This window comes from Amedibacillus dolichus DSM 3991, assembly GCF_000154285.1.
Taxonomy (GTDB): domain Bacteria; phylum Bacillota_I; class Bacilli_A; order Erysipelotrichales; family Erysipelotrichaceae; genus Amedibacillus; species Amedibacillus dolichus.
In genome coordinates this window covers 329979-346802 of sequence record NZ_DS483477.1, presented here as the reverse complement: position 1 = coordinate 346802, position 16824 = coordinate 329979, and the positions used below count along the sequence as shown (strand labels likewise).

Below are 16824 nucleotides of genomic sequence, written 5' to 3'. Positions count from 1 at the left end.
TCTTTTTTTAAGTAGGTTCCACATATTCATTCTCCTTGTCTTAATTTTAAATTTATTTTAGCTCTGGCCAATACGCTTTATTAGCTATGATCATTTCATCTAAAATAGCTTTTGCTTGTGTTGATGATTTGATTGTTTTATTCAAAGTAAATGCCTGTAATACTTTATTATAAGAGTTTTCCATAGCTCCCTCTACCAAACATTTTTCGCATGCATACTGCTGTTCAATCATTCCTTTATAGAAAGTAGGAATATGACCAATCGAAATCTTTTCTATCCCTCTTGGTGATACGTAACAAGGAATTTCTACCATTGCATCATCTGGTAAATCAGCAATTGCTCCTTCATTTTTAACAATCAGTAAATAACGTCCGCCATTTTCTCTACATAGTGATTCTGCTAAATCTACTATGAATGTTCCATGAGCACCAACTACAAACATACCATCATCATAAGCACCAGTTTCTTTATAGCGTTTAATTGCATCAAACAATGTCTTTTCTCTGCCATCCATAACTTCATTCGCACGAGTATAATCTGGATTAGAATCATCAACAATATCCTGACTTAATAGATAATACTGTAAATATGTATTTGGAAGGTAATCAGGGAAACGTTCCATCATTGGTTTTACGTTTCCATATGTATGCACCCATGAAGGTTCCCAGTGTTGTTCATCAGGTACATCGCATAGATAACCATGCTGCATAGCATGCTGTTTCAATTCTGCAAAACGGCTTTCACCATTTACCCAAATATTAGTGAACCAACCAAAATGATTTAGACCAAAGTAATCAGGTTTAATATCATGAGGATCGCAATGAAGAATATCTGCCATACTATTCATAATTGCAACCGGCATATCACAAATATTAATGATACGAGCATTTGGACGTAACTTTTTAAGCGCTAAGGCAACAATTGCCGCCGGGTTTGAATAATTTAAGATCCAGTGATTAGGAGCAGCATATTTTTCAACCATATCCAAGATTTCTACCATTGGATAAATTGTTCTTAAACCATACGCTAATCCGCCACAACCGCATGTTTCCTGTCCTACTGCACCATGTTTCAATGCGATCTTTTCATCTTGTTCTCGCATTGCATATTTACCTACTCGAATCTGTGCAAATACGAAATTTGTATTTTCAAAAGCTGTTTTTGGATCCGTTGTTGTAAAGAATTTACATTCAGGACAAGTAGCCTTTACAACTTCATTAACAATAATTGCTACATCATTCTGCCGTTCTTCATCAATATCGTAAGCACGAATTTCTTTTACTGGAAATGTATCTTTCTTTGATAAAATAGCTTTAACAACACCTGGTGTATAGGTACTCCCTCCACCAACAATAGTAATAATCTTCGCGTTCATCTTATTCTCCTCCTACTTTTAAATCATTCGCTTCTAAATAATCTTCCAAATACTTTCTAAATTTATTTACATTTACACCATAAATAATCTGTATTTCATTTCCTCTTTTTACAACACCACGAGAATCTGTTGCTTTCAACTTTTCTTCATCAATGACTGTGATATCACGAACTACAATACGCAAACGAGTAAAGCAATTATCAATATTACACATATTTTCAATCCCGCCTACGGCTTCATAAATCATTTTACCTATCGTATTATCATCATTCGCATTTCCTGTTTCAACTACTATACCCTTTTTCGCAGCTTCATAATCTTTTTTTGTAACTAACTTCACATCATCAGAATCATCTCTACCGGGAATTTTAACATCAAACTTCAAAATGAACCATTTGAATACAAAATAGTACACTGCCATCTGCACTAGACCAAGCAATACGAACCATGGCCACCCAGTTTTTGCAACACCTGCCGGTACATTGTATAATAATGTTTCAAAAATTCCGCCAGCAGTAACACATGTAATTTGGAAGAAATACAATAGATAGAAAAAGATACCGGTCAATACAGAGTGAATCAAGAATAGAATTGGACTTACAAATAGGAAAGTAAATTCAATCGGCTCTGTGATTGCCGCAAGACAGCTTGTTAGAATTGCTGGAATATATATAGCTTTTGCTTTGTTCTTCAATGCTGGTTTTGCACAATGCAACATTGCTAATCCTGCACCAGATAGTCCAAATACTTTTACCAAAGTTACATTGTTAAAAATAGTTGTTAGAGATAACTTCGTAACACTAGGATCACCTAGTTCTGCCAAAGCAACTGCCCAAGCACCTGAATATGTTTCTCCAGCTATTGTAGCAACTCCACCTAGATCAGTATACCACATAGTACTTCCAATCAAGTGATGCAAACCTGTTGGGATTAATAAACGTTCTAAGAAACCGAAAGTAAAGTAACCTAAACCTCCTGATGTAGAAATGAATTCAGCAATAGCCGTGATGCAAGACTGTACGGGTGGCCACAAATAAGCAAAAGCAATTGCCATCGTTAACATAATCGGAATTGAAATTAAGAATACAAACTTGGTACCACCATAAACTGAAAGAACTTCACCTAAATCTTTATCACAATATTTATTATGCAGACATCCAACCACAACACCTATTAGAATTCCTAGAAAAACACCCATATCTACAATCTGGAAGCCCAACATCATACTTTGTCCATTTCCTGTTGCTTCATGCATCATTCCAGTTGCTGACAAGAAAGAACTTTGAGCAGCACAGAAGATAAACAAGCAAAGGAATGCAACAAGTGCGGCATGTTCTTTCTTCTTTTTCGCTAAACCGAAGGCAACACCAATCGCAAAGATAGGACCCAAGTTATTAAACACAGCCATCAATCCATTATACATAACAGAGAACAGCGTTTGTATAACTTCATTTCCTAAAAATGGAACAGCAGAAACAATATTTGGATTGATCATGAAGTTACAAATAACTAAGATTAAACCTATTGCAGGCAAATAAAGCACTGGCGCAACTATCGCCTTAGAAAACGATTGCATTGCGCTGACAAATTTCTCTTTCATAAAATCTTCCTTTCTTTAAAATAAAAGACCTAAAAGAACAGTTTTTTTCTAAAGAAAATATCTGTTGCATTTAGGTCTTGCCTGATCGAATCAGTAACAATCCATTAAATTAATAATTTTATAAATATGTATCATCAAGTATAATAATTCTTTTTCAGAAAGCTCGTAAGAGAACGTTGAAGAAATATAATTGCGAATGGCAGTAATGCAAGTTAGAATCTTTGTATCTTTATTGGATAAGAAGGAAATCATTTCCTTATCACCAAAACCTTCTTCTTCATGGATTCCACTAAAAATACGTTGAGCCATAAATTTCAGATGTGTTACCAATCTTGTATAGTCTAAACTATCCTTATCAAAATAAATTCCTAATGAATCGGAAATTACAGAAACACAACCATCAACTAGCTGTATCATTTTCATTGTAGAATTTGAATTGGTATTATTCGCACCGTTAATAATATGCATAGCAATATACCCTGCCTCATCAATCGGTAAATCAATCTTCAATTCTTGATTAATGTACTTAACACTCCATAACCCAATTTTAAACTCCTCTTTATACAAGGTTTTTATTTCATCAAGAACAAGATTAGGAAGCTCTGTGCCTGTTTCGTATCGTTCAACAGCAAAACAAATATGATCCGTTAAGGCTATTATTGTTTGATCTTGAAACGATATATTTAGCTCTTCCATTGCTTTTTCCATAATGGATTGAGAAAGCTTAAAATATTCCTCAGGTGTACGTAAGAATAGTTGATACATTGCATCTTTTTCTCCACCTTCATATACATAGCGTTTCTCAATACGGTTTTCATCAACCTCATCTCCGATTTTCTTCTGAAAACCAATACCCGAACCTGTTAAAATAAGATCATTTTTATTATCAGAAATAGTGGCCACTGCATTGTTATTGAAAATTTTAATAATTTTCATAATATCCCTCCAACAAAAAAGACCTATGAACAATACAATGTATACTATCACATTATATAATCCAAAGGTCTTGCCTGATCTCATCAGTAACAATCCAAGTATTACATCTAATATTTTACATTTAAATTTAGGATTGTCAATACTTTATCGTGAAAAAAATAAAAAAATGATAGCGTTTTACTTTGATTATATATCTAATTGAATATTAAATTTTAATTCTCGAATACAATATTAAAATATTTCATTTCTTGAAAGTCTGGCATACCTGTATCATAAGCACGATCTTGTAAAATATCCATCAATTGCTCTTCAGAGATATCGCTTCCATCATAACAATATGCACAAGTAATAGCATTTACTGCCTTCTCAATCGCTGTTTCAAAAATCTCAATAAAGCTTTGATTACTGATGATTGCATCATCGCATGGATATTTCCATGCTTGCATCTGTAAGTTCAGAACATCAAAATCATTTTCATCTTTATTAGGAACAATATTTCCCGACATTTGCCATTTTTGATTTTTCAAATTTTCTAACCATAACCAACGATTGATTTTCCTATGTTTTGGATCATATAGCCATTTTTGAGCATTATGCCAATCATCTAATGCCTTGCGGATAGCATAAACGGGAAGTTTAATTTGAAATATTTTCTTGACTACAGGTACATAAATTCGTGCAATAGCTTGAAGCATCTCCTGATTATATAAACAGATATCAGGAAAATAATATTCCTTGATAGTTTGTTGACGATAGACATTCAGTATTGTTGCATCTAAGACAGATTCAAAGCGATGATGATAATTCAAGCTCATACCAACGCAATCACCTGTACGATAATAAATATACGGATGTGCAGTACTATCCATTGCCCAGTGACATAAATGTCCAAAAACATAAGCAAACATTCTCTCTTTGATATATTCATGCGTTTGTTTATCAATTTCCTTTAAACTTGCAATATAAAAATCATTTACGTATCCACAATGCAACGTGTTGCCAATTTGCGATACAAAATTATCATGAAAAAGATTCCATGGAGTAGCATCATAAAAAAATAAAGGATCAGGACCATTACTGCCAATCCCATATAATTGTAGATTATTTTCAATGATTCTACGAATTTTTCTATTATCAATGTGCTTCAAAACTTCTTCTGCAAAAATCTTATGTGTGATTAAATTAGGCATAACTTATCTCCCTCTATAACCTATCTATTTCAATAATAGCATGAAAAAATATAGCATACAAGTAAAAAGGCAAGCATATCCGCTCACCCTTTTCTTACTTCACTTGTTTCTTTAATTTTATCGCAAATACGACCGCAACAATAGCTACGACTGTTAAAACAGCAGCAACTCCTAAACAAATAACCTGCATCTTATTTGTATTTTCTAAATCCTTAACTAGCTTTTCATAAGATTCTTGTGTAACCGGAGCTGCTTTCGAATAAAGCTGAAGCGTATTTTGTGTTTTTTCATACATATAATACTGCATCTTACCGGCTTCGTCCATCACATAGATAACCACATAATTATCAAATGCTTTATCTTTAAAGGTCCACCCCATTAGCTCCGTAGTATCTACCTTTACCTTTCCATACTGAAAGCCTTCCATTGTCTGTAATTCCTTAGGAATATCCACAAGATAAACATTATTTCCTAAAATTGCAGTTGGTTTAAAGATATTGGTAACCACTTGTTTCTTTGTATCATAGATATAAAAATTCTTCTCGCTTGTCTTTTCATCAATCAAATAAACAAGCGTAATCTTCATAGCATCATTCTTCCATGCTTTAACTTCCTTACCATCTAACTTAACCGTCGTTTCAACAAAATCCTTAGGAGCTTTGATATCTTTCACATTACGAACAACTCCAAGATCTTTGCCATTATACTTTGTATAAACTAATGGTTTTTCATTAACAACCGCTACAATCGTATAAGTTTTAACCGCACCGTTTTCTGCTGTAACCGTAATGGAAAACTTATTTTCTCCCGGCTCTAACGCTTTCGTACCGGTACCATTCACTTTTGCTTTTGCGTCTGCGGCACTCGCAGTAATATTGATGCTTGTTACCGTAGCTGCTAATTCCACACGATATTCAGTTGTTTCGGCATGAAACGCAGGAGTCAGCTTTCCTGAAGAAATTGCTAAGCTTGCCAAATTATTGTTATCGGAACGCTTATCATTTACATCTTCTTGCGGATTCTGTTGATTTTGTTGATTTTGTTGGTTTTGTGGAGTTTGTGGTTTACTAGGTTGTTGTACTTGTGTACCTCCCCCACCTCCTCCATTATTATTTGATGGAGCAGCAACTGTAACACTTGTACCACCGATATTAACATTTCCAACAAGTTGCATTGCATTGGTATCTGTAGCATCTATAACAGTAAAAGAAACACTTGCAGTACCAGCACTACCAGCAATCGCCGTAGCTCTTAACTGCTTCCCTCGATCACAAAAAAAGTTATCTGCACTTGTTACAGTGGCATTGCTGGCGCTGACACGAACTGCCCCTTCATAAATACCACAATTCGCCGTGGCTGTAAATGTTGCTCCCGGAGCTATCGCAGCATGTATAAGCATTGGAGTAACTAATGTTATTACCGCAACCAAAGCTATTAAAATTTTGCTTTTTTTCATAAAACTTTCCTTTCTTTTACTGTACGATGTCTTTAATATTCAAAATATCATTTTTAATGAGTGAATAGTCAATGGAACGAATCTTTCCATCTCCATCTACATCACCGGCAGTCGCATACGCTTTGGATAGCTTTCGAATATTCAAAATATCATTTTTTACAATAGAGTAGTCAATGGAGCGAATTTGTCCATCACCATCTACATCTCCTTTAATCACAACAGTATAAGTTGTAAGAACTCCATTTTCTTTTAAGGTAAATGTCATTCCGGTTCCCATTGTTCCCGAGGTTACGACTTGTCCGGAAGCATTTTTCACATTAACAAAAGCATTTGTATCAATTGCTTTTACATTTTGTGTAAATGCTTGAACACTTGTATTCGGTTTTAAACCAAATACATAGCTGCCCTCTTGGCGCATTCCCAAACGATCTAATACAGAGGAACCTTGACTTACTACCTTCACATCACTTTTTCTAATATACGCATAATCTCTTCCGGTCTTATAAATACCTGTAGGATTGATAGCAACTCTGTTTTCTGTCAATGCTGAATCAGATGGAATTTTATAATACACTACACCATCACTACCTCTTTCCTCTCCTAAAATAATAACCATATTGTTATCCAGGTTTCTATTTTCACCGCTTCCTGTTGTATAAAGCAGTTTTTTAGAGGATCCGGTAGAATTATAAATATTAGCACTTCCATTAACAGAGCCAAGACTATAAGAACCATAATCTTTACGATTATTTCGTTCTGCAAGAAGATATAACTGCTGTGCTGCTTTTTCTCCCCAATAAGGATCAGACGCATATTTGACATTAATGCCACTTTGCTTATCACCTAAATGCGGTCCGCGATAACGATAATCTGTTGGATCTAAGTAACCGGAAGAAATATAGGTTTTCGCATGTGTATTCACACAATCCAAAACACTATTATATCGTTCTGCTGCACCGACATTGCTGTCGTATGCTTTATGACCGAATAAATTATTACGTTCCAAGGAAAGCTGGCTTAACCCCCAACCACTCTCATTGATCGAAACTGCCCACATCAATCCGGCATTTACACCGTATGTATTTTGAGCACTAATAAAATCCTTACCGGCATTTCTTAACTTAGAACTTGTGCCTTGCCCTTGTACCTCAATAATGCGATTGTCAAACATATTTGCCGCAAAGCCAGTATTGCTACGATGTGAAAGGAATTGATAGTAGCTGTAATACGGAGTATTCGGGTTGATGGCATGCTGATAGGTATTGTTACGATAATCATCAATCATGGTTTCATATTTTGTATAAAAATAATGTCCATCATAACTATAATAGGTAGCATTTGAAGCCATATATCCCTGTTGATACCCTACCCAATTACTTGCCTTAGCCGTTTGATTGTAAAAAAAGTTATGGTAAAGCTTGCCATTGCTAGTTGTATAGGTAGAAACATTGCTGCCGGTATAATCTACAATACTTACATTTGCCTTGGGTATATCCATTACCACACCGGCCTGCTTCACACGAACGGTACCGTTACTATTGGTTTGAATATAGGCTGCATCGGTCGCCGAGTTACCATGTGTATATCCTGCTAAGCCGGTTGCCGCTTCGGTATATGTTGTATAACCAGTAATCTTCGCTACTTGATATTTTGCATTTCGAAAAGCCGAACGCTCCTTTGCGTCTAAGGATTCATCATACGCATAAGAATCATACGTAACATATTCAACATTTCCATTTTCATCTAAAATATAAAAATATTCGTCCTGTTCAGGCTGTCCGACAGGAGTTATACTAGCGATATCAATATCTTCCGTATCTTGTGCATTCATAACAGAGGCAGAGCTAACGATAACAATAAATACTATACAGATAAAACTAACTAATTTTTTCATACACTTTCTCCTCACTGCTAGACCTTTTCATACATATATCGAATTTATCAACACTATCCTTTGCGTAGAGTCCTTTTGGAAACGCCTTCCAACTATCTGTCCTCCAAAAGCGTCTAAATTATAGCATATTTCTCCTTGGAATTATAGCTTTTACAAAAATTTACACCATGATAAATGCCTCATGAGCGAAAGCCTTGATACTTTGCACAGCATAAGATTTCCTTAGCCTTCTCGACACTTTCCTTGCTTGGTGCTTGAATTCCCTTTAAAGTATATGGAATACCTAATTTTTCCCATTTAAATTCCCCAAGACTATGATAAGGCAACACTTCAACCCGCTCCACATTGCTTAGCTCTTTAATAAAAACGGAAAGACGTTTTAGCTGCGCTTCATCATCATTAATACCGGGTACAAGCACATGACGTATCCACACCGGCTTTTGAATTTCGCTTAAATACCTTGCAAAAGCTAAGATATTCGCATTATCCTGTCCGGTTAGCTCCTTATGTGCCAAAGCATCTATATGCTTAATATCAAGCAATATCAAATCCGTTACTGCCAAAAGCTTTTGTAACTTATCAAAAAAAGGCTGCTCTATTGTAAAAGGATTTCCACTGGTATCCAAAACGGTATGAACTCCCTTTGCCTTTGCTTTTTCAAAAAGCTCCAAAACAAAATCAATTTGGAGTAGCGGTTCTCCACCACTTACCGTTATACCTCCTCCCTGTTTCCAATAGCTACGATAACGCAATGCTTTTTTCAACAGCTCATCACTTGTCATATTTGCTTCCTGCATTTGCCATGTATCTACATTATGACAATATTTACAGCGCATTTGACAACCATTCAAAAAAATTACGAAACGCACTCCCGGTCCATCTACCGAACCAAAGCTTTCAATCGAATGTACACTTCCTTTAATACTCATGATTTTCCTTCCTTTCGAAAAGTAGGCCTGCAAACAGACCTACTTCGTTGTTTTATAAGCTTGCGTGGCAGGTTCTTGAAATAACATCGAGTTGCTGCTCACGGGTTAAATCAATAAATTTTACCGCATAACCGGATACACGAATCGTAAAGTTCGCATATTCCTCTTTTTCCGGGTGTTCCATAGCATCTTTCAATTTTTCGACACCAAATACATTCACATTCAAATGGTGAGCCCCTTGATCGAAATAGCCGTCCATGACATTTACAAGATTATTAACACGCTCTGCTTCATCATGTCCTAAGGCATCGGGATTGATGGTTTGTGTATTGCTGATTCCATCTAAAGCATATTCATAAGGCAGCTTTGCAACCGAATTTAAGCTTGCCAATAAACCGTTTTGCTCTGCTCCATACGCAGGATTGGCTCCCGGTGATAAAGGTTCTCCCGCTTTTCTTCCATCGGGAAGTGCACCGGTTGCTTTTCCATATACAACGTTGCTGGTAATCGTCAAAATAGAGGTTGTTGGTTCGGAATCACGATAAGTATGGTGCTTCTTAACCTTTTCGATAAAAGTTTTCAACAGCCAAACTGCCAAATCATCAGCACGATCATCATCATTACCATAACGTGGGAAATCACCTTCCACTTCAAAGTCTGTTACAATTCCGTCCTCATCACGAATACACTTTACCTTAGCATATTTAATAGCACTCAGCGAATCCACTACATGAGAGAATCCTGCAATACCGGTCGCAAAGGTTCTTCGTACATCGGTATCAATCAAAGCCATCAATGAAGATTCGTAATAATACTTATCATGCATATATTGAATCAGATTTAAAATATTAACATATAATCCGGATAACCAATCCATCATGATATCATATTTATGCATTACTTCATCAAAATCCAAATACTCAGATGCAATCGGTGCATATTCCGGTCCTACCTGTGTCTTTGTCTTTTCATCAACACCACCGTTGATAGCATACAACAAGCATTTTGCTAGATTTGCACGTGCTCCGAAGAACTGCATTTCCTTACCGGTTTGCGTAGCACTGACACAGCAACAAACCGCATAATCATCACCCCATACCGGACGCATTACATCATCATTTTCATATTGCACAGAACTTGTATCAATTGAAATGCGCGCAGCGTATTTTTTGAAATTTTCCGGTAAATGAGAAGAGTATAGCACTGTCAAATTCGGCTCCGGTGCCGGTCCCATATTTTCTAAGGTATGCAAGAAACGATAATCGCTCTTGGTAACCATGTGGCGTCCGTCCATACCAAGCCCTGCCAAATCCAAGGTTGCCCAAACCGGATCCCCACTAAACAATTGGTTATAGCTTGGAATACGAGCAAATTTCACCATACGGAATTTCATTGTCATATGATCAATCAATTCCTGTGCTTCTTTTTCACTGATTGTTCCGTTTTTCAAATCACGTTCAATATAAATATCAAGGAATGTCGATACACGACCAACAGACATTGCCGCACCGTTTTGTGTCTTAATAGCCGCTAAATAGCCAAAATACAGCCATTGCACAGCTTCCTTCGCATTCTTTGCCGGTAAGGAAATATCATAGCCGTAAATCTGTGCCATTTCCTTCATGCCCTTCAAGGCTTTGATTTGCTCTGCCAATTCCTCACGCTGACGAATGATATCGTCCATCATGATGCCACAACCACAATTTGCTAAATCCTTTTGCTTTTGTTCAACCAAATAGTCAATACCATATAATGCTACACGACGATAATCACCGACAATACGTCCACGACCATACGTATCCGGAAGTCCGGTTACAATTTTGTTGCGGCGAGCCAAACGCATCTCAGGAGTATAACACTGGAATACCGCATCGTTATGTGTTTTATGGTATTCATGGAAAATCTCATGCAGTTTTTCACTTGGTGTATAACCATAGGTCGTGCAAGCCTCTTCACTCATCTTAATACCACCATATGGCATAAAGGCACGCTTTAACGGCTTATCCGTTTGTAAACCTACTACCTTTTCCAAATCTTTCAATTCTTCCGAAATATACCCCGGACCATAAGAAGTTAAAGAAGATACAACCTCAGTTTCCATATCCAAAACACCATTGTTTGCTCTTTCTTGCTTTTGCAGCCTTTGCAACTCTGTCCATAGCTGATTAGTTGCTTCTGTCGGCTCTGCTAAAAACGCTTCATCTCCATCGTAGGGTGTGTAGTTGGCTTGGATAAAGTCGCGAACATTGACTTCTTCCTTCCAAAGACGACCTTCAAAGCCTTCCCACTCTTTGCGATTTACACTTGTCATTGCAATTCCTCCTTATTTGATTTTATTATAGTATAAGCAGCCGGCATTTTCAAAGCTTATACATTATTTCAAACCTTCTGCTTATAAAAAGAAAAGCCGCACCTAAACCGGACTTTTCTGCCCAGACGGTCGGCTTTTATCAACATTATACTTCCTGTGGTCATTTCCACTTTATCCGTCAGTCATATAACATCTATAATGTACCATTTTTAAACTTCTGCGTCAACCTATTCAATCGGTCTTTGATAAAATCTTCCTTCAATTGCTTCTGACTTTGAAACATTGATAAAGCAAGTCGGATCCAATTCATGAATACGATTTACCAATCCCTTCACATTGGCGGTTTCCACAACCGTATATAAAACGGTACGCGGCTCGCCATAATATGTTCCGATTCCTTCAAGTCGAGTTACTCCATGGTGAGTTGAGCTATGGATTTCTTCAATTACCAAATCCGGACTGCGCGTAACAATAAACAATGTCATTCGTTTGAAACGAACATGCACATAATTTACAATTTGTGTTGAACAAAATTGAAAAATAATCGAATACAGAGCTGCCTCCCAGCCAAACAGATAACCGGCTACCGCCAGCATCACCGCATTCATACCCAAAATATAATTCCAAGCCGGCTGCTTAGTTTTCTGCGAGATCCACATAGAAATAAAATCCGTACCTCCGGTACTGGCATTCCCCCGAAGTGTTACACCTAAGGCGATTCCTTGTAAAATTCCTCCAAATACCGTTACCAACAAAATATCCTCGGTAATCGTAATCGGCGGTATGATTTCCACAAACATTCCCGATAAAAGAATGACTGCTATCGAATACATCGTAAACTTTTTCCCTACTGTTTTATAACCGATATAGGCAGGAAAAGCATTTAATGCAAAGTTTACAAGCGAATATGGAATTTCTATTCCTCCAAACTTTAAAAAGCTACGTTGGATTAACACCGTAAGTCCGGTAAAGCCGCCGGGAAATAAACCTCCGGTTCCTACAAAGGATTGAATGTTCAATGCCAAGAGCAATGAACCAAGTACAACACATGCAATGGATACAATATCCCTTTTACCCCAATTTCTCATCATTCCTACAACCTTTCATGCACTTAATTATACACGTTTTCTTTACAACTGCAATAAATCAAAAAAACTCTTGTAGCATACCACCTATAGTTTTGACATAGAATAAAAGGTAAAGGAGAACGATATTATGAAAACAATGCTTATAAGCATGTATAATGACGGAAGCTTAGATTCTTCCATCACCAGTGAACAACGTCATCTTGTATATCATGGCATTCCCTTTGATGTATGGTCGATTGGCGAATTATACAATCGTGAGGAAATTCAGTATGAGCTTTTAAAGCATGATTTCCCAACACCGATGCAACAGGAAGATGTCTTTTTATTCGCCTATCTGCTGTGGGGAAAAGAAGCAATCAAGCACTTGGAAGGAAGCTATTGCTTTCTTATAAAAAGTATGGATCATCTGTTGGCAATAAACGATCCCCTCGGCTTATGCCCGCTCTATTATACAAAAACCAGTGAAGGCTACCTTTTCGCAAATCATTTTTCCTTATTGTTGGCTATTCGCAAACAGCCTAACATCCTATCCAAAGAAGGAATTATTGATTTATTTGCCTTTGGTCCCGGTATACGAGAAGGACATACCTTAATTGACGGTATTTTCACACTTCCTATGGGATCTATGCTAGAAATCAAAAAGAACCATCTGACAACCGGGCGTATTTACCATTTGAAAGCAAAAAAGCATACCGATGATCTGACTACTACGATTCAAAAGGTTCATGATATGGTAACCTCTTCTATTCAAAAACAAATGCGCGGCGCACATGCCAGTTTTTTATCCGGTGGATTAGACAGCAGCATCATCACGGCAGTATGTGCTCAAAGCAAAAAAAAGTGGCGTACCTATTCCCTAGATTACGAAGGAAACAGCGAAAGCTTTAAAAAGAATCTATACCAAGTATCCCTAGATAATGATTATATTGATGCTATGCTTCAACGCTATCCATGCACACATACCAGCCTTACGATCACGCAGACGGCTTTAATGGACTACTTAAACCAAGCCATGCAGGCAAGATGTGCTCCCGGTATGGCCGATGTTGATGCTTCTTTGCTTTGGCTTTGCCAACGAGTTGCGCAAAAAGACAAGATTATTTTAAGTGGTGAGTGCAGTGATGAACTATTTGGCGGCTATCCTTGGTTTTATCGAGAGGAGTTAAGAGATATCGAGGGATTCCCTTGGCTTCGAAGCAGTAAGGAAAGAATTCAGCTCTTGCATAAAGATTTGCAAGACAGCTCCTATTTCGAAGCTTTGCAAAGCGAATATGAAAATACTCTGCATACTGTAGATACCTTACCAAGTGATACTGCCGATGATCTGCGTTACAGAAAGCACTGTGTTCTAGTTCTGCATTGGTTCATGCAAACCTTAATCACTCGGCAAGCCTTTATGGGAGCTGCTGCCAATATCGTCATACGCGCACCGTTTGCCAATGTTAAACTTTTGGAATATGTCTATAATATCCCTTGGTCAATGAAATTCCTCAACGGCGAAGAAAAAGGAATCTTACGAAAGGCCTTTGAAAATGAACTTCCAAATAGTATTGCCCATCGTAAGAAAAACCCTTATCCCAAAACACACAATCCTTTATACAGTGAACTGATCGCCGCTAAGCTAAAAGAATGTTTAGAAGATTCAAGCAGTCCATTACATGAATTGTTTGATGAAGCAGCTCTACAACAACTCATCGAAACCAAAGGAGCCTCATTCTCCCTTCCATTTTATGGCCAGCTTATGAGTGGTCCACAGCTTTTAGCATATATCTATCAAATTCATGAATGGATTCAAACATATCATATCATTGTCAAAAAGGAAAGCCGTTAATTTGAGCTTTCCTTCTTTTTATCCAATTCTACTGCTTCGATTTCTTTAAAACGTGTCAATAGCTTATTTGCGGTTATAGATACCAGCTTCATATCCTGATATACCTTTTCAAAATCATTGGAAACACTTTGATAACGTTTCTCAAAGCGGTCAAATTCTACCTGTAAACGTTTTAAGGCGTCTTGAATTTGCGCCACATTTTCATTTCGCTGAACTCCTAAATAAATAGCCTTGATTGCCGTAATATATGCCATCAATGTCGTCGGAGAAACAAGATATACCTTTTGCTCATAGGAATACTGCACCAGTGCATCGCAATTCGCATGAATATAGGAGAAAACGGCTTCCGCCGGTAAAAAAAGATATGCAAATTCTGCCGTTTCATGCGCAATAATATATTTATCCGCAATCGCTTTGATATGCTTCTTTACATCGGAAACAAAAGCGTTTTGCAATCGTTTCCTCTCTTCCTTCGAAATATCTTCCTGCATGATACGATTATAATTTTCAAGCGGAAACTTAGAATCAATCGCAATCATACGCAAAGGCTCACTGGCAAATAAAACCGCATCTGCAATGCTGCCATTGCTTAATTTATACTGTTTAGCATACCGTTTTTCATCAGTTCCCATTGCTGTTTCCAATAAGGAATACAACTCAATCTCTCCGAAAATTCCACGTGTTTTTTTATCGGTAAGGATACTTTGCAAATGCGTAATCGACATCGAAAGCTCCTTCAGGCTATTTTGGCTTTCATCAAGCTTTCCCATACGCTCCAACACCTGTGAAAATACCTTGCTTGTTTTATCATAGCCTACACTCAAATTTTCATTTACACCCTTTTGAATAGTATATAAATGCTGAGTTGTTGTTTCATTCAGATGCGCCAAATCCTGCTTAACGCTATTGGTCATAGTCGTCTGAAACTGTACTATGGCCTCCTGTAACTTTTGCTGCGTTTCAAACAAAGCCTCCTGCTGACGCTTTTCACTTTCTAAAAGCATTTCTTTCATATTTCCGTTTTGCTTGTTCGATTTCGTCATAAAAACGACCATAATCAAAATAACGATACATACAAGCATAAAAGCAAGCATTACAATTTCCATTCCTATCACTCCTACTTTTTATCCAAAATACCATTACCTGCTTCCTTTATGCAAAGCGCAAAAAAGCAAGATAACGCTCACAGATTTTCAATTCACGACGAATCGAGCGAATATCGGTGTCAAGCAAAAGCACAGAATCATCGAAAAAACGCACTAAGGTTTTTGCCTCTTTTCGTTTCACTTCTTCCACAAAGCGATAATTGATCCAAATACAGCCATCACAATGAATCGCACAGGTGGGAAACATAAAGTCCTTGGTTTGCTCGGAAATCAAAATCGGCACCTTTTGCGTAATTTGTAAATGCTTCTGCAAAGCCCTCTTGCGTCCCTCATAGGTACTGCCATATTCCAAACACCATGCATCAAGAAATTGTAACGGACTCATATTTTCCAACTTCACACTGCCCTCTTTTTTCATAATTATCGTACTTGTTTGATAATCACTGCTTTTTATCCAATAAATCATACAACCCCCTACTATCTATCTTTTGCTATCTTTATATCATATTTTGATCCTCTTTTCATAAAAGTAAACAAAAAAGATAGTATTTAAGGCTTCATTCAAAGTAAATTGAATTCCGTGATAAAAAAGAACAAAGTGATTCCCTCACTCTGCTCTTATACAACTTTCTTTTTCTTAGCAGCAGCCTTCACAGCTTGAGCAGCCGCCACCGCAGCCTTGCTCTTGTGCAGCCAACTGTTTTTCATAAACTAAAGTATCAATAACAATACACTCGATTTCCACCAAAACATCTTTTGGTAAACGCGCCACCTGCACACAGCTTCTTGCCGGATATGGTTCTTCCAAATAAGAACCATACACTTCATTCAGCTTATCGAAATTCGCTAAATCGCTCATAAAGATTGTTGTTTTTACAATATGACGCAAACCCAATCCCATATCCGCAAGCACTGCTTGGATATTTTTCATTACCTGATGTGTCTGTTCTTCAATCGTACTACCTACAATTTCACCGGTTTTCGGATCCAAAGGAATTTGTCCGGATAGATAAACAAAGTCTCCTAATTTTACGGCCGGTGAATAAGGACCTAATGCCTTAGGCGCATTCTCTGGTTCAATAGCTTTTAAAAATACGTTCATGTTATA

Annotated in this window: 13 protein-coding genes and 1 riboswitch; of the genes, 1 reads left to right on the top strand and 12 read right to left on the bottom strand. The window is 37.2% G+C overall.

All coding sequences use genetic code 11. From position 1 onward, the window contains the following. Positions 1 to 52: 52 nt before the first annotated feature. The 9 genes from EUBDOL_RS08880 to EUBDOL_RS08840 form a co-directional block, all read right to left on the bottom strand. Positions 53 to 1375, bottom strand: coding sequence for a 6-phospho-alpha-glucosidase (locus tag EUBDOL_RS08880; RefSeq protein ID WP_004800604.1), 1323 nt, complete (start codon positions 1373 to 1375; stop codon positions 53 to 55). A gap of 1 nt (position 1376) precedes the next feature. Next, positions 1377 to 2975 (bottom strand): PTS transporter subunit EIIC, encoded by a 1599-nt coding sequence (locus EUBDOL_RS08875; protein ID WP_004800603.1) that lies wholly within the window; start codon positions 2973 to 2975, stop codon positions 1377 to 1379. A 90-nt stretch (positions 2976 to 3065) separates the two neighbouring features. Further along, on the bottom strand, positions 3066 to 3911 hold the full coding sequence (locus EUBDOL_RS08870; protein ID WP_040463683.1) for a PRD domain-containing protein: 846 nt from the start codon (positions 3909 to 3911) through the stop codon (positions 3066 to 3068). A 212-nt stretch (positions 3912 to 4123) separates the two neighbouring features. Next, on the bottom strand, positions 4124 to 5101 hold the full coding sequence (locus EUBDOL_RS08865) for a zinc dependent phospholipase C family protein (RefSeq protein WP_004800600.1): 978 nt from the start codon (positions 5099 to 5101) through the stop codon (positions 4124 to 4126). 94 nt (positions 5102 to 5195) lie between these two features. After that, positions 5196 to 6557: a cadherin-like beta sandwich domain-containing protein gene (locus EUBDOL_RS08860; RefSeq protein WP_004800599.1), complete on the bottom strand. Its 1362-nt coding sequence runs from the start codon at positions 6555 to 6557 to the stop codon at positions 5196 to 5198. A 16-nt stretch (positions 6558 to 6573) separates the two neighbouring features. Further along, complete coding sequence (locus EUBDOL_RS11875) at positions 6574 to 8451, bottom strand: glucosaminidase domain-containing protein (protein ID WP_004800598.1); 1878 nt, start codon at positions 8449 to 8451, stop codon at positions 6574 to 6576. 179 nt (positions 8452 to 8630) lie between these two features. Continuing rightward, entirely contained in the window at positions 8631 to 9380 is a 750-nt protein-coding gene (gene pflA / locus EUBDOL_RS08850) for a pyruvate formate-lyase-activating protein (RefSeq protein WP_004800597.1), read from the bottom strand. 52 nt (positions 9381 to 9432) lie between these two features. After that, positions 9433 to 11691: a formate C-acetyltransferase gene (pflB, locus tag EUBDOL_RS08845; RefSeq protein WP_004800596.1), complete on the bottom strand. Its 2259-nt coding sequence runs from the start codon at positions 11689 to 11691 to the stop codon at positions 9433 to 9435. 112 nt (positions 11692 to 11803) lie between these two features. Beyond that, a riboswitch (ZMP/ZTP riboswitch) is annotated at positions 11804 to 11887 on the bottom strand. A gap of 31 nt (positions 11888 to 11918) precedes the next feature. Next, positions 11919 to 12782: a YitT family protein gene (locus tag EUBDOL_RS08840; RefSeq protein WP_022420359.1), complete on the bottom strand. Its 864-nt coding sequence runs from the start codon at positions 12780 to 12782 to the stop codon at positions 11919 to 11921. Between the two features lie 124 nt (positions 12783 to 12906). Here EUBDOL_RS08840 and EUBDOL_RS08835 point away from each other — a divergent pair, with 124 nt between their 5' ends. After that, positions 12907 to 14610, top strand: coding sequence for an asparagine synthetase B family protein (locus EUBDOL_RS08835; RefSeq protein ID WP_004800594.1), 1704 nt, complete (start codon positions 12907 to 12909; stop codon positions 14608 to 14610). Here EUBDOL_RS08835 and EUBDOL_RS08830 read toward each other — a convergent pair. The 3 genes from EUBDOL_RS08830 to EUBDOL_RS08820 form a co-directional block, all read right to left on the bottom strand. After that, a complete protein-coding gene (locus EUBDOL_RS08830; protein WP_004800593.1) occupies positions 14607 to 15716 on the bottom strand; it encodes a DNA recombination protein RmuC in 1110 nt (369 codons plus the stop codon). The two genes, EUBDOL_RS08835 and EUBDOL_RS08830, sit on opposite strands and share 4 nt — an antisense overlap. A gap of 46 nt (positions 15717 to 15762) precedes the next feature. Then, the gene (locus EUBDOL_RS08825) at positions 15763 to 16182 is read right to left on the bottom strand and encodes a competence protein ComK (RefSeq protein WP_004800592.1); all 420 of its coding nucleotides are present in this window, start codon (positions 16180 to 16182) and stop codon (positions 15763 to 15765) included. A gap of 171 nt (positions 16183 to 16353) precedes the next feature. Then, the gene (locus EUBDOL_RS08820; RefSeq protein WP_004800591.1) at positions 16354 to 16818 is read right to left on the bottom strand and encodes a RidA family protein; all 465 of its coding nucleotides are present in this window, start codon (positions 16816 to 16818) and stop codon (positions 16354 to 16356) included. Positions 16819 to 16824: the final 6 nt, after the last annotated feature.

Excerpts from the sequence above, each read along its gene's own strand:
- EUBDOL_RS08880 (WP_004800604.1), bottom strand. The coding sequence starts at position 1,375 with ATGAACGCGAAGATTATTACTATTGTTGGTGGAGGGAGTACCTATACA.
- EUBDOL_RS08875 (WP_004800603.1), bottom strand. The coding sequence starts at position 2,975 with ATGAAAGAGAAATTTGTCAGCGCAATGCAATCGTTTTCTAAGGCGATA.
- EUBDOL_RS08870 (WP_040463683.1), bottom strand. The coding sequence starts at position 3,911 with ATGAAAATTATTAAAATTTTCAATAACAATGCAGTGGCCACTATTTCT.
- EUBDOL_RS08865 (WP_004800600.1), bottom strand. The coding sequence starts at position 5,101 with ATGCCTAATTTAATCACACATAAGATTTTTGCAGAAGAAGTTTTGAAG.
- EUBDOL_RS08860 (WP_004800599.1), bottom strand. The coding sequence starts at position 6,557 with ATGAAAAAAAGCAAAATTTTAATAGCTTTGGTTGCGGTAATAACATTA.
- EUBDOL_RS11875 (WP_004800598.1), bottom strand. The coding sequence starts at position 8,451 with ATGAAAAAATTAGTTAGTTTTATCTGTATAGTATTTATTGTTATCGTT.
- pflA (WP_004800597.1), bottom strand. The coding sequence starts at position 9,380 with ATGAGTATTAAAGGAAGTGTACATTCGATTGAAAGCTTTGGTTCGGTA.
- pflB (WP_004800596.1), bottom strand. The coding sequence starts at position 11,691 with ATGACAAGTGTAAATCGCAAAGAGTGGGAAGGCTTTGAAGGTCGTCTT.
- EUBDOL_RS08840 (WP_022420359.1), bottom strand. The coding sequence starts at position 12,782 with ATGATGAGAAATTGGGGTAAAAGGGATATTGTATCCATTGCATGTGTT.
- EUBDOL_RS08835 (WP_004800594.1), top strand. The coding sequence starts at position 12,907 with ATGAAAACAATGCTTATAAGCATGTATAATGACGGAAGCTTAGATTCT.
- EUBDOL_RS08830 (WP_004800593.1), bottom strand. The coding sequence starts at position 15,716 with ATGGAAATTGTAATGCTTGCTTTTATGCTTGTATGTATCGTTATTTTG.
- EUBDOL_RS08825 (WP_004800592.1), bottom strand. The coding sequence starts at position 16,182 with ATGATTTATTGGATAAAAAGCAGTGATTATCAAACAAGTACGATAATT.
- EUBDOL_RS08820 (WP_004800591.1), bottom strand. The coding sequence starts at position 16,818 with ATGAACGTATTTTTAAAAGCTATTGAACCAGAGAATGCGCCTAAGGCA.